Consider the following 12,171-nt stretch of genomic DNA (forward strand, 5'->3'; position numbering starts at 1 on the left):
GTTGGGGCATGGGGGCTTTTCACGGCGCACGTGGCTAGACGATGCGTTGACGTTTCTCAAACCATCGGCAGTGGATATCGACAGGGGTATGAACACCCGTCAGGAGCTTCGGCCGTTACAGCGGCTTTTGCGTGGACTGGTCCCCGGGCGCGATTCCTGGAGCGGCCCCGTATTGCCGTGGCTGACCGGCCCCGGCATCGCGATTATCACGCTGCTGGTCTGCCTGCCCTTCGTTCTGGTGGAAGTGCCGCCGCTGGTGGACCTGCCGGGCCACATGGGCGCCGCCGCGATCGAATCCGCATCCCCCGACAGCCCGCTTTCGCAATACTGGGGCTTTCGCTGGATGTTCACGCTGAACCTTGGCGGCGGTGTGCTGATGAAGCTGATCGGCGCGGAATTCGGCGTGCTCGCCGCCGGGTGGTGGAGCACGGTGCTGGCCACCGGCCTGTTTGCCGCGGGTTGCCTGGCGACAGTGCGGATGCTGAACCCCAGGGGCGGCCATGCGGCGGCGTTCGCCCTGATGTTCGTGTTCAGCTTCCCGCTGCTGACGGGCTTTCTCAACTATATCCTGGCAACCGGCCTCAGCCTTGCGGCCTTTGCCGCATCGATCAGGCTGGAAGACCAGCCGCGCCGCCGCGCGCTGCTGCTGATCGTGGTGCAGCCCATCGCGCTGTTGTGCCACGCGATCGGCGGCATCCTGCTGCCGGTGCTGGTGGGCGTTTACACGCTGGGCAAGCTGCTGGACGATCGGCCCGGCCGGCTGGACCGTGCCGCGCTTCGCGAAATGGCGCGCAAGATGATGGTCGCGTGCTGGCCGCTGGTTGCCGCGCTGGTGACGATCGCGATCTGGAAGATCGCCTCTTCCGATCACGGCGTCCATTCGGTGCTGCGCTGGCGCTGGAACCAGAAGGCGTGGTCCTTCGTGCTGACGCTCCGCGACCAGAGCCTTGTGCTTGACGCGGCGACGACCGCCGCGTGCTTTGCGCTGATCCTGTTCGGCTGGATGCTGGGCGCGCGCTGGACGTGGAAGCAGCTGCTGCCGGGCCTTGCCGTCCTGTTCATGTTCGCGGCCATCCCCAGCGACATCGACGGTTCGGCCTTTGTCGATATCCGCCTCTTGCCGGTTGCGGCGATGCTGCTGCTGGGCCTGCAGGACTGGAGCCGCGCCCCGTTCAAACGCGCACGCGCCGTCGCGGTGGCGGGTGCGATGATCCTGGGCGTCCGGCTGGTGGTGACCGCGGCCAGTTTTTCCGACTATGCCGACGATTACAACCGCCAGCTTTCCGCGCTGGACCACGTGAAGGCGGGCAGCCGGGTTCTGGCGTTCGTTGAGCATTCCTGCATCGAGGAATCGTGGCGCAACACGCGGCGCGACCACCTGGCCAGCCTTGCCGGCCTCTATCGCCAGGCCTGGGTGAACGACAACTGGGCGGTGCCCGGGCTCGACATGATCCAGCCACGCTTCCGCCCCGGTCGCTTCTATGTCGCCGATCCGTCCGAGTTCGTGTGGTCGCCCAAGTGCGCGGGCGGGCGCCTGCGCACCGTGGACATCGCGCTGAAGCACGCGCCGATCGACATGGTGGATTATGTCTGGCTGATCGACACCGGCCTTCCCAGGCGTCCCGACCCGCGCCTGCGCCTTGTCTGGCAGGATGGCCGGTCGATGCTGTTCGAGGTGCGTCCGCTCGGTTTCGCGAACTGGCGCCTCAGCCAGTTGTGATCGCAGGGTCCGATCCGGACGTTTCGCGGCAATGCCGTAGCGTCCGGAGCGATGGAACCGCATTACCAAAACGCCATCACGGAAATGGTTGCCAAACCGGCCCCCCGATAGGCTAAGGGACTTGAACCTGAACACCATGAGTCCGCGAATGCGCTTCGCGGCATAGCGGGGAAATTGCATGGCCGAGGAAGACAACGTCCGCTTCACCGAGCGCGAGGCGCTGTTTTACCACAACACGATTCGCCCCGGTAAGATCGAAATCATCGCCAGCAAGCCGATGGCGACGCAGCGTGACCTGTCGCTCGCCTACTCGCCCGGCGTGGCCGTTCCCGTGCGCGCCATCGCCGACGATCCGCAAACTGCATACGACTATACCGCCAAGGGGAACCTTGTTGCCGTCATCTCAAACGGAACGGCGATCCTGGGCCTGGGCAATCTGGGCGCGCTCGCTTCGAAGCCGGTGATGGAAGGCAAGGCGGTGCTGTTCAAGCGCTTTGCAGACGTCGATTCGATCGACATCGAACTCGCCACCGAAGACGCCGATGCCTTCATCGAAGCCGTCGCGCTGATGGAACCGAGCTTTGGCGGCATCAACCTTGAAGACATCAGGGCGCCCGAATGCTTCATCATCGAACAGGCGCTGAGGGACCGGCTGAACATCCCGGTCATGCATGACGACCAGCACGGCACCGCAATCATCTCTGCCGCCGGCCTGCTCAATGCCTGCCACCTGACCGGGCGCGACCTGAAGAACGTGAAGGTGGTGGTGAACGGCGCCGGCGCGGCGGCCATCGCCTGCACCGCGCTGATCAAGGCGATGGGCGTTCCGCACGAAAACGTGATCATGTGCGACCGCAAGGGGCCGATCTACATCGGCCGCGGCGAAGGCATGGACCAGTGGAAAAGCGCGCACGCGGTCGATACCGCCGCGCGCAGCCTGGAAGAGGCACTGGACGGCGCGGACATCTTTCTGGGCCTTTCGGTCGCGGGCGCGCTGAAGCCCGAATGGGTGAAGAAGATGGCCGCGCAGCCGATCATCTTCGCGATGGCCAACCCCGATCCGGAAATCACCCCGCCAGAGGCCAAGGCCGCGCGGCCCGACTGCGTGATCGCCACCGGCCGGTCGGACTATCCCAACCAGGTCAACAATGTGCTGGGCTTCCCCTTCATTTTCCGCGGCGCGCTCGACGTGCGGGCAACCGCCATCAACGAGGAAATGAAGATCGCCGCCGCAACCGCGATTGCGGAGCTCGCGCGCGAACCTGTGCCGGAGGAAGTTTCGGCCGCCTATGGCCAGAACCACCAGTTCGGGCTGGATTACATCATCCCTGCGCCGTTCGATCCGCGCCTTATGGAAGTGGTTTCATCCGCCGTTGCCAAGGCGGCCATGGATTCGGGTGTGGCACAGAAGCCGATCGAGGACTTCGACGTCTATCGCAACAGCCTGAAGGCGCGGCTCAACCCCACCACCACGGTGATGACCAACATCTATGCCCAGCTGAAGCAGGACCCCCGGCGGGTGGTGTTCGCAGAGGCGGAGAACGAGGTCGTGCTGCGCGCCGCGATCCAGTATCGCGCTTTCGGATACGGCACGCCCGTACTGGTCGGCCGCACCCAGCCGGTGATCGACAAGCTGGTGGAACTGGGCGTCAGCGACCCCGACAGCTATGAGATCCACAACTCCAACGTCTCGCCGCTGGTGCCGGAGATGGTGGATTTCCTTTACAAGCGCCTGCAACGCCGCGGCTTTCTGGAACGCGACGCGCGGCGAATGGTCAACCAGGACCGCAACATCTTCGCCTCGCTGCTCGTCGCGCTGGGGCACGGCGACGCGATGATCACCGGCATGACGCGCACCTTCGCGCAGTCGATGAAGGAAATCCGGCACGTCCTGGACCCGAAGCCCGGGCACGTGCCCTTCGGCATCCACCTGATGGTGGCGAAGAACTATACCGTGTTCCTTGCCGATACCACGGTGAACGAGCGGCCGAGCGCAGAACAGCTGGCCCATATCGCCACCGAGACGGCGGCCGTCGCGCGGCGCATGGGGCATGAACCGCGCGTGGCGTTCCTTTCGTTCTCCACCTTCGGCAACCCGGGCGGCCGCTGGCTCGACAACGTGCGCGAAGCCGTCTCCATCCTCGATTCGCAAAAGCCGAACTTCGAATACGAAGGCGAAGTGGCACCCGATGCCGCGCTCAACCCCAACGTGATGGCCAAGTACCCGTTCAGCCGCCTGTCTGGCCCGGCCAACGTGCTGATCATGCCGGGGCTGCAATCGGCCAATATCTCGGCCAAGCTGCTGCGCGAGCTGGCGGGCAACGCCGTGGTCGGGCCGATGCTGCTGGGCATGGAAAAGCCCGTGCAGATCGCCCCGATGACGTCCATCGCGCCCGATATCCTGACGCTGGCGGTTCTCGCCGCCGCTGGAATCGTGGGGTAACGGCGGGTTTATTGGGCTGCGAGTGAGGGGAAGCCCCCGCTCTGGTTAGCGAAAGCCGCTACTCGTTCAGGCAAGCGGCGCTGCCCGCTTGCCGACCGACACCGCCCGACGATTGTGCATTGTCGCCGCCTGCCGTACTATTCGCTCTCCGCACCGGGAGAGCAGCAATGAAAGACGATGCCTTCAAGATCGTTGCTTCGGTCGGGCTGTTGCTTGGTGGAGCCACGGGAATTGCCGGCACCTTTGCGCCGACGGCGGCGATGCGGGGTCTGCTGTGGGGGATCGACGGCACCAGCCTTGTCATTGCCGCGGTCCTGCTGTCGCTGATTTTCCTGCGGTCCGGGCACGAACAGGTTGCAGGAGGCTTCCTTGTCTTCGCCTTCGGCCAGTGCCTGGTGCTGGCAAGCGCGGGCATGACCCTCGAAGCCGGGGCGCCGATATTCGGGGCGGGCGCGGCCTTGTGGGCGGCGGGATTGGCGCTGGTCAGCCTATCGGCATCGTTGCCCGTGGTCGCGCGGTTGATCGGCCTTGCCGCTGCGCTTCTCCTTGCGGTACCGGCGGTCGGGATACTGAGTGGCGAGCCAGTCAATGCCCTGTCGAAGCCGCTGCCATTTGGTGCCTATCCGGTTCTGGTTGCGACCATGCTCGCCTGGATCTGGACGCTTTGGAAGAGACCGCCCGCTCTCGCTTGAGCGAAGGTCGTATGGCGCAAACCTGCTGCGCGAACTGGCGGGCAGGGCAAAGCTCATGCAGATCGTCCCGATAACGTCCATCGCGCCCGATATCCGGACGCTGGCGGATTTCGCCACTACGGGAATCGTGGGGTAGCATCGGCGCGGGCAATTGCGCGACGGCTTCAACCGCGACCTTCCCTCATTGAGAATGCGCGCAGGGCGTTTGCCGCCTAGATCAAACCGGCCAGCGGGCTGGACGGATCGGCATAGCGGCGCGTTGCCATGCGGCCTGCGCGATAGGCGTCGCGTCCGGCTTCGACCGCCAGTTTCATGGCGCGCGCCATGCGGATCGGGTCTTTCGCTTCGGCGATGGCGGTGTTCATCAGCACGCCGGTGCAGCCAAGCTCCATCGCCACGGCCGCATCGCTGGCGGTGCCCACGCCCGCATCGACCAGCACCGGCACGTTCGCGCCTTCCACGATCAGGCGGATCGTCACCTTGTTCTGGATGCCCAGCCCCGAACCGATCGGTGCGCCCAGCGGCATAACCGCCACCGCGCCCGCTTCTTCCAGTTGTTTCGCCGCGATCGGATCGTCCGCGCAATAGACCATCGGCAGGAAGCCTTCCTTCGCCAGCACCTCTGTCGCGCGCAGCGTTTCGCGCATGTCGGGATAAAGCGTTTTCGCTTCGCCCAGAACTTCCAGCTTCACCAGATCCCAGCCGCCCGCCTCGCGCGCCAGTCGCAGCGTGCGGATCGCGTCCTCGGCCGTGAAGCAGCCTGCGGTATTGGGCAGGTAGGTGGTCTTTTTCGGATCGATGAAATCGGTCAGCATTGGCGCCTTGGGATCGGACACGTTCACGCGGCGCACCGCGACCGTCACGATTTCCGCGCCTGATGCTTCGAGCGCGGCAGCGTTTTGCGCGAAGTCCTTGTACTTGCCGGTGCCGACGATCAGGCGACTGCGGAAAGTGCGCCCCGCGACGGTCCACGAATCGTCTCCGGCCGCGCCATCGTCCTGCCCGCCGCCGACGAAATGGACGATTTCCAGTGCATCGCCATCGGCCAGCGCGATCACTTCCAGCGAGGAACGCGGTGCGATTTCGCCGTTGCGCTCTACCGCGACCTTGGCCGGGTCTAGCCCGAGGCCGCGCACCATATCGGCAACGGAGCCGGCAGGCACGCGGTGCGCCTCTCCGTTGACGGTGACGGAGAGCGTGGCGATCTGGGGGGGCGTCTCGGAGGTCATGGCGCGCGATGTAGGCGGCGCGCACGCTTGTCGCAACCGGCGTATGGCCGGCAGGTCAGTGACAGCAGCCGCGGCGGATGTTGATGATGTGGGCAAGCGCGACCAGCGACACACCGCCGATGGTCAGCAGCGCCTCGTGCGTGCCGTGCCCCACGAACAGCCCGGCGGTCATCAGCGAAAGCCCCGCACCGCCCAAAGCCAGCAGCGACAGGCGCCCGTGGCGAATCGCGTTGAGGCCGATCGTCAGCGCGCCGATCAGCACGGCCAGCGCCAGCCCGACGCGGTGGATTTCCGGATTCAGCAGGATGCCGCCACCCACGCCCAGCAGGCCGACAAGCACGATCCCGGCCACGCAGTGCACCGCGCACAGGCCGGAGATAAGGACACCCGCCCGGTCAAGCCGGTCGCGCACGGAATGGAAGGCTTCGTTCATCGTGACCGGGCATATATGTAACAATGTATCATCGTGCAACCCATCTTTTCCGGCCCCTCCGTTGCGGCCTGTCGCCCCGAAACGCGCAGGGCGGCATTTATCCTTGCGATTTGGCCGGTTGCGCCCCAGAGCATCGGGGCATGGAAGCGGTCGCAAGTTCTCGTCTCTCGCACCCCGCACGCATCAATCCGCGCGCGCTGGCCATCTGGCTGTTCGTGGTGGCGGCCATGATCGTGGGGATCGTGGTGGTCGGCGGTATCACCCGCCTTACCGAATCGGGCCTGTCCATCACCGTGTGGGATCCGATCACCGGCGTCATACCGCCGCTGACGCACGCGCAATGGCAGGCGGAGTTCGCGCACTATCGCCAGATCGACCAGTACGCGGCTGTCCACGCGGGCATGACGCTGGACCAGTTCAAGGGCATTTTCTTCTGGGAATATACGCACCGGCTGCTTGCCCGCACGATCGGTTCGGTATTCGCGCTGCCGCTGATCTGGTTCTCGGCGCGGCGGATGATCCCCGGGGGATATGGCTGGCGGCTGGTCGCGCTGCTGGCGCTGGGCGGGCTGCAAGGCGCGTTCGGCTGGCTGATGGTGCGGTCCGGCCTGCAGCCGGGGATGACCGAAGTCGCGCCCGGCTGGCTGGCGGTGCACCTGCTGACCGCGCTGTTCACACTGGCGGGAATCGTGTGGACCGCGCTCGACCTGATGGTTCTCGCCCGCAATCCCAACGCAAAACCCGCACGGCTGACGGCCTTCGCCGCGATCACGGGCGCGGCGCTGTTCGTGCAGCTTCTTTATGGTGCGCTGATGGCCGGACTGCGCGCCGGACACGTGACGAACCAGTGGCCGTTGATGAACGGCACGATCTTTCCCGGTCCCACGCTTTCGCACCACAGCCTGCTGGGGCTGCTGACGAACGATCCGGCCGTCGTCCATTTCATCCACCGCTGGTGGGCCTGGGTGGTGGTCGCATTGCTTGTGGTGCTTGCCCGCAAGGTAAGGCGTGCAGGCAGGCGCCCTGCTTCCGTCGCGATCCACACCGCGTTCGGAACGCAGATCCTGCTGGGCATCGCGGTGGTCTGGATGGGCGTGCCGATCTGGCTGGCCGCTCTTCACCAACTGGTCGGCGCGCTACTGGTCGTCGCCACGGCCTGGGGGGCGCACGTCATCGGGCGGACGCGCTGATCGTGGCCGCGCAAGGCGCCATGCCGAACAGGGCCGCAACGGATGGCGGGGCCGCCGCGCTCGTCTGGTGCCCCTTCGCCGACGTGCAGAGCGCGGAGACGGCGGCATCGACCCTCCTGGACGAAGGGTTGATCGCCTGCGCGAACATCATGCCGCCGATGCGATCGCTCTACCGCTGGAACGGGGAGCGCGGGGAAGGCACGGAAACCGGCGTCCTGTTCAAGACATGCGCGCACTTGCTGGAACGGGCCGTCGCTCGGCTGGAAGCGATACACCCGTATGACGCCCCTGCGATAACCGGTTGGCGCTGCGATGCGGCGGGGGCCGCCACGCGCGGCTGGCTTGCGCAGGAATTGGTGCAGGTGCAGGCGCAGGAACCGGCACGGGGCGCAGAATGAAGGGCCGGCACGCGACCCTGTTTGCCTTGTTGCTGCCGGCGCCCATCGCGCCGGGCGCGGCCTTTGCACAAGCCGCACAGGCGCTCGCCGCCGCATTCGCCCCTCCGGTCGGCGCGCCCATGGTGCTGACGCGCACGGTTATCCGGCCTTTGAAGGACGGGAAGTCCATCGTCGCCCGGCGAAGCTGGCGCATCCGGTTCGTCAAGGCGGAGGATGGCGGGTGGCAAGTGCAAGGCACGCTGCTGCGCGCCACGGTGGATGCGCCGCCCGCGCTGGACGAACTGGCCGCGATAGAGCGCAACCGGCCCGATGGCATCGCCTGGCCGCTTCGACTGGGCGCCGATGGCACGATAGAGGAAAAGGCCGGTGCGGATACCGGCTCCGGCACGGTAGAGCAGGCCATCGCCGCGATGCAGCGCCAACTGCCCGGCAAGGGCGGGCAGGCAGGAGACCGGGACTTTATCGCAAGGGTCCGTGCCGCCGCCGCGGCCCCCGCCGTCTCGCACTGGCCGGCCGACCTGTTCCTTCCGGGCAGCGCCAGCCGCGCGGATGCGCGTACATTCGCCTTGCCCGGCGACATGACCGGGAAGGTCGCCACCCGGTTCACCCGCACCGGCAAGGGCGGCACGATGGCGACGGCCGAACGGCGCGTGACGACGGTGATCGACGGCGAAAGCGAAGTTGCGACAGAGCGCTGGACCCTGTCCCCGGCTGACGGCAAAACATAGCGCGGTATTATTTTACCTCTCCCGAATCCCGCAGGGATGCTTGACTTGCGCGCGGATTTCCACGAAAGGGCCGCCTTCCCGCCCGATCGGAGCAGTCCGTTACGGCGGCCAAGCCAAGGGATTTGAACAGCCATGAAGGCTCTCAGCAAGCAGACCCGGTCGATCAAGCCGGCCGAGGTCGAGAAAAACTGGCATCTGATCGATGCCGAAGGCCTGGTGGTCGGCCGTCTCGCCGTCATCATCGCCAACCACCTGCGCGGCAAGCACAAGCCGAGCTACACCCCGCACGTCGATTGCGGCGATCACGTTGTCGTGATCAACGCCGACAAGGTGAAGCTGACCGGCAACAAGCTGAAGCAGAAGACATATTACAAGCACACCGGCTATGCCGGCGGCATCAAGGAAGTGACCGCCGACAAGGTGCTGGACGGCCGCTTCCCCGAACGCGTGCTGGAAAAGGCCGTGGAACGCATGATCCCGCGCGGACCGCTGGGCCGTGCGCAGATGCGCGCCCTGCACCTCTATGCCGGCACCGAGCATCCGCATGGCGGCACCCAGCCGCAGCCGCTCGACGTCGCTTCGCTCAACCGCAAGAACAAGGTGGGTGCGTAATGTCCGACACCGATACCTCCGTTTCGAGCCTGTCGGACCTCAAGGATCTGACCGGCAACGCCCCCGCTCCCGCCGCCGAAGCCCCCGAGGGCGAAGCGCCGGCCACTCCGGTGGCGCCGTCCGCACCGTTGCGCGATCAGGAAATTGACGCACAGGGCCGCGCTTACGCGACCGGTCGCCGCAAGGACGCCGTTGCCCGCGTTTGGATCAAGCCCGGTTCGGGCAAGATCATCGTCAATGGCCGCGATCAGGAAGTCTATTTCGCACGCCCGACGCTGCGCCTGGTGATCAACCAGCCATTCCAGATCGCAGAGCGCGATGGCCAGTACGACGTTGTCGCCACGGTCAAGGGCGGCGGTCTTTCGGGCCAGGCCGGTGCGGTCAAGCACGGCATCTCGCAGGCGCTCGCCAAGTTCGAGCCCGCGCTGCGCGGCACCGTGAAAGCAGCCGGCTTCCTCACCCGCGACAGCCGCGTGGTGGAACGCAAGAAGTACGGCCGCGCCAAGGCCCGCCGCAGCTTCCAGTTCTCGAAGCGCTAAGCGCTTCGGGCAACGAACCGATCAAAAGAGGGCGGTCCGCTTGGTTGCGGGCCGCCCTTTTTCGTGACGACCGGAAACGAGGCGCAACCCTGGCAGCGCGCCCCGTTCAGCCGCGCGGCTTCGTTGCGGCAAGGATCTGCCGAGACACAAGCCATGTGACCGGGATCGACAAAACGAATCCCGCCGCTGCCGCCAGCGTGACCGGCTTCCACGTATCCATGCCGATGACGAGAACCGCGATCACGAAAACGCCCATGAGCGATGTCGCAACCACCGCGAACAGGATTGCAGAAAGACGCGCCATTGTATTTCCCCAGCTATCCCCATTCCAATGATGCGCTGGAATGGCCTCCGCGATCGTCCCGCGCATTGACTCCGGTCAAGCCTCCGATTCTCGGCTTGATGGGCGTGCACAGGGGGACGCCGGTAAACCCCGATATCAATAGACCGGCGGATCGACTTCGGGAACGCGGTGCACCGGCGCGACGGGATCGTCCTCCTCACGCGGGGGCATCGCGTCTTCTGGCACGTCGGGCACCAGCATCGCGGCGCTGGGCACGTGTTCAAGGTTGCGTACTTCGACGGTGATGCCCGATGCGTCGATTTCCAGCATGTTGAAACTGGGCGGGGTTGACCGGATACGCCGCGAAAGCGTGCCCGCGCCGATCATCCGCACCGTGCCATGCGCGGATTCGTGCAGGATATCGAATGCGTCGTGCACATGGCCGGATATTACCGCCAGCACGTTGCGCTTCGCCAGTTCGTTTAGCGCGTGTTCGCCACCGCTGGTCAGCGCGGTGCCGTGCGTTCCGGTTTCCACCAGCGGGTGATGGCACGCCACAAGCGCGCGCGTTCCCGCGGGCAGGGCATCGATTGCGTTCAGGGCATGGTCCAGCGCATCGCGCGACACGCAGCCTTTCGACCAGTTGAGGCGCCATTGCGCCCGCGCGGTCGTGCGCAGGGGGACGACCGCCAGCCCGGGCAGGTCGATCTCCGCCTCGACCTTGTCCTTGATCGACCGGAAGCGGCGATAGGGATCGGTAAAGCGTTCCCACAGGTTGAAATAGGGCAGGTCGTGGTTGCCCACTTCCACCGTCACCGGCGCCTCCAGCGTGTTGATCCAGTCGCACGCGGCCGCGAACTCGCGGTGGCGCGCACGCATGGTCAGATCGCCGGTGATCGCCACCGCATCGGGCCGTTCGCGCGCGATCGTCGCCGCTGCCCAGTCGAGCGCAGTGCGATCCTCGAGCCCGAAGTGGATATCGCTGAGGTGGAAAATGCGCATCGGCGCCGCATTAGCGAACGCGGACGGTCCCGTCACCCGTTCCGGCGCGCCTGTCATCCGCCGGTCGTTATCAGGTCGACTTCGGCATGCGCCAGTTCGAACGCGATATCGTGCCCGCCTTCGGCCGGTTCGCCGTCGATCAGCAGGTCGGTCGCTTCGCCGTCAAGCCCGCGGCACGTCAGTGCTTCGAACGTGCCCAGCTTGTCATGCGGTCCCTGGCGGAAGTTGCGGCGCAGCAGTGCAAGGCCCTGTTGCGCATAGTCGGCGAAACTTGCCGCGTAATAGCCTTCGGCGATGATCCCCTTGTCGTCGGGCGTCAGCATGATCGCGGAATAACCTTCGCTCCGGCATCCTTTTGCCGGTTCGCAGATAACCATCGATCCGGCGGTGCTTTCCTCAATCGCCGAAGCGGTCTCCGAGATGAAGCGCAGCACGTCGCCCGCCCGCATCGCCTCGCGCACGTGGTTCCACGCCGTTCCCGGACCGACGATCAGGCCCGCCAGGGCATCGCCGCTTGCCGTGCGGATAACCGGAATCCTGCGAACCCGCGCATCGTCCAGCCGCGCCAGGATGGCAGGCGCATCACGCTCGCCGTGGAGAATGATGGAAAGCAGGTTCATCGTCCCGCCGGGCAGAACCAGTATCCGGCCGCCCCAGCCGTAAAGCCCCGTTACTGCCGCGTTCACCGTGCCGTCTCCGGCGAAGACGACCAGCGTTGCGATGCCTGCGGCATCGAGTTTGTCCGCCGTGGGGAGCGGTTCGCTGGGGAACAGGATCGTCTTCGCCACCGCAAGCCCTGCCCGCTTCAGCGCCCCGTCCAGTTCTTCAAGCCTGCCTTCATCGTTGCTGCCACTGGCCGGGTTGCGCACCAGCCAGACCGATCCTGCCGTCTCCATGCCTGG

General features: G+C 65.9%; 13 protein-coding genes. 8 read left to right on the plus strand and 5 right to left on the minus strand.

The genetic code is table 11. From position 1 onward, the window contains the following. Window positions 1-88 precede the first annotated feature (88 nt). The 3 genes from RXV95_RS15690 to RXV95_RS15700 all read left to right on the plus strand — a co-directional run bounded on the left by RXV95_RS15690 (window position 89) and on the right by RXV95_RS15700 (window position 4,855). Complete coding sequence (locus RXV95_RS15690; protein WP_338466953.1) at window positions 89-1,720, plus strand: hypothetical protein; 1,632 nt, start codon at window positions 89-91, stop codon at window positions 1,718-1,720. Window positions 1,721-1,898: 178 nt separating this feature from the next. Then, a complete protein-coding gene (locus RXV95_RS15695) occupies window positions 1,899-4,163 on the plus strand; it encodes an NADP-dependent malic enzyme (RefSeq protein WP_338466954.1) in 2,265 nt (754 codons plus the stop codon). Between the two features lie 167 nt (window positions 4,164-4,330). After that, window positions 4,331-4,855, plus strand: a complete 525-nt coding sequence (locus RXV95_RS15700; protein ID WP_338466955.1) for a hypothetical protein — start codon at window positions 4,331-4,333, stop codon at window positions 4,853-4,855. Window positions 4,856-5,067: 212 nt separating this feature from the next. On the opposite strand, the gene thiS is transcribed toward RXV95_RS15700, so the two are convergent. Together thiS and RXV95_RS15710 are read right to left on the minus strand one after the other, a co-directional pair. Beyond that, a complete protein-coding gene (thiS, locus tag RXV95_RS15705) occupies window positions 5,068-6,084 on the minus strand; it encodes a sulfur carrier protein ThiS (RefSeq protein WP_338466956.1) in 1,017 nt (338 codons plus the stop codon). A gap of 55 nt (window positions 6,085-6,139) precedes the next feature. After that, window positions 6,140-6,517 carry a MerC domain-containing protein gene (locus RXV95_RS15710; protein ID WP_338466957.1) on the minus strand — a complete coding sequence of 126 codons (378 nt, stop codon included), beginning with the start codon at window positions 6,515-6,517 and terminating at the stop codon, window positions 6,140-6,142. Window positions 6,518-6,657: 140 nt separating this feature from the next. On the opposite strand from RXV95_RS15710, the gene RXV95_RS15715 reads away from it, so the two are divergent. From RXV95_RS15715 to rpsI, 5 genes are all read left to right on the plus strand, one after another. Continuing rightward, window positions 6,658-7,707: a COX15/CtaA family protein gene (locus RXV95_RS15715; protein WP_338466958.1), complete on the plus strand. Its 1,050-nt coding sequence runs from the start codon at window positions 6,658-6,660 to the stop codon at window positions 7,705-7,707. A gap of 20 nt (window positions 7,708-7,727) precedes the next feature. Next, complete coding sequence (gene cutA / locus RXV95_RS15720; RefSeq protein ID WP_338466959.1) at window positions 7,728-8,105, plus strand: divalent-cation tolerance protein CutA; 378 nt, start codon at window positions 7,728-7,730, stop codon at window positions 8,103-8,105. Continuing rightward, window positions 8,102-8,833 (plus strand): hypothetical protein, encoded by a 732-nt coding sequence (locus tag RXV95_RS15725; protein WP_338466960.1) that lies wholly within the window; start codon window positions 8,102-8,104, stop codon window positions 8,831-8,833. Before cutA ends, RXV95_RS15725 begins: the two co-directional genes overlap by 4 nt. A 132-nt stretch (window positions 8,834-8,965) precedes the next feature. Further along, the gene (gene rplM / locus RXV95_RS15730) at window positions 8,966-9,445 is read left to right on the plus strand and encodes a 50S ribosomal protein L13 (RefSeq protein ID WP_338466961.1); all 480 of its coding nucleotides are present in this window, start codon (window positions 8,966-8,968) and stop codon (window positions 9,443-9,445) included. Continuing rightward, the gene (rpsI, locus tag RXV95_RS15735) at window positions 9,445-9,984 is read left to right on the plus strand and encodes a 30S ribosomal protein S9 (protein WP_338466962.1); all 540 of its coding nucleotides are present in this window, start codon (window positions 9,445-9,447) and stop codon (window positions 9,982-9,984) included. The genes rplM and rpsI overlap by 1 nt, the downstream gene beginning before the upstream one ends. Before the next feature lie 106 nt (window positions 9,985-10,090). On the opposite strand, the gene RXV95_RS15740 is transcribed toward rpsI, so the two are convergent. The 3 genes from RXV95_RS15740 to RXV95_RS15750 all read right to left on the minus strand — a co-directional run bounded on the left by RXV95_RS15740 (window position 10,091) and on the right by RXV95_RS15750 (window position 12,165). Further along, on the minus strand, window positions 10,091-10,288 hold the full coding sequence (locus RXV95_RS15740; protein ID WP_338466963.1) for a hypothetical protein: 198 nt from the start codon (window positions 10,286-10,288) through the stop codon (window positions 10,091-10,093). 135 nt (window positions 10,289-10,423) lie between these two features. Beyond that, window positions 10,424-11,326, minus strand: coding sequence for a metallophosphoesterase (locus tag RXV95_RS15745; RefSeq protein ID WP_338466964.1), 903 nt, complete (start codon window positions 11,324-11,326; stop codon window positions 10,424-10,426). After that, window positions 11,323-12,165 (minus strand): diacylglycerol kinase family protein, encoded by an 843-nt coding sequence (locus tag RXV95_RS15750; protein WP_338466965.1) that lies wholly within the window; start codon window positions 12,163-12,165, stop codon window positions 11,323-11,325. Before RXV95_RS15750 ends, RXV95_RS15745 begins: the two co-directional genes overlap by 4 nt. Window positions 12,166-12,171: the final 6 nt, after the last annotated feature.

The organism is Novosphingobium sp. ZN18A2 (assembly GCF_036784765.1).
Taxonomy (GTDB): domain Bacteria; phylum Pseudomonadota; class Alphaproteobacteria; order Sphingomonadales; family Sphingomonadaceae; genus Novosphingobium.

Coding starts and splice junctions, on each gene's coding strand:
- RXV95_RS15690 (WP_338466953.1), top strand. CDS start 89: ATGAACACCCGTCAGGAGCTTCGGCCGTTACAGCGGCTTTTGCGTGGA.
- RXV95_RS15695 (WP_338466954.1), top strand. CDS start 1,899: ATGGCCGAGGAAGACAACGTCCGCTTCACCGAGCGCGAGGCGCTGTTT.
- RXV95_RS15700 (WP_338466955.1), top strand. CDS start 4,331: ATGAAAGACGATGCCTTCAAGATCGTTGCTTCGGTCGGGCTGTTGCTT.
- thiS (WP_338466956.1), bottom strand. CDS start 6,084: ATGACCTCCGAGACGCCCCCCCAGATCGCCACGCTCTCCGTCACCGTC.
- RXV95_RS15710 (WP_338466957.1), bottom strand. CDS start 6,517: ATGAACGAAGCCTTCCATTCCGTGCGCGACCGGCTTGACCGGGCGGGT.
- RXV95_RS15715 (WP_338466958.1), top strand. CDS start 6,658: ATGGAAGCGGTCGCAAGTTCTCGTCTCTCGCACCCCGCACGCATCAAT.
- cutA (WP_338466959.1), top strand. CDS start 7,728: ATGCCGAACAGGGCCGCAACGGATGGCGGGGCCGCCGCGCTCGTCTGG.
- RXV95_RS15725 (WP_338466960.1), top strand. CDS start 8,102: ATGAAGGGCCGGCACGCGACCCTGTTTGCCTTGTTGCTGCCGGCGCCC.
- rplM (WP_338466961.1), top strand. CDS start 8,966: ATGAAGGCTCTCAGCAAGCAGACCCGGTCGATCAAGCCGGCCGAGGTC.
- rpsI (WP_338466962.1), top strand. CDS start 9,445: ATGTCCGACACCGATACCTCCGTTTCGAGCCTGTCGGACCTCAAGGAT.
- RXV95_RS15740 (WP_338466963.1), bottom strand. CDS start 10,288: ATGGCGCGTCTTTCTGCAATCCTGTTCGCGGTGGTTGCGACATCGCTC.
- RXV95_RS15745 (WP_338466964.1), bottom strand. CDS start 11,326: ATGACAGGCGCGCCGGAACGGGTGACGGGACCGTCCGCGTTCGCTAAT.
- RXV95_RS15750 (WP_338466965.1), bottom strand. CDS start 12,165: ATGGAGACGGCAGGATCGGTCTGGCTGGTGCGCAACCCGGCCAGTGGC.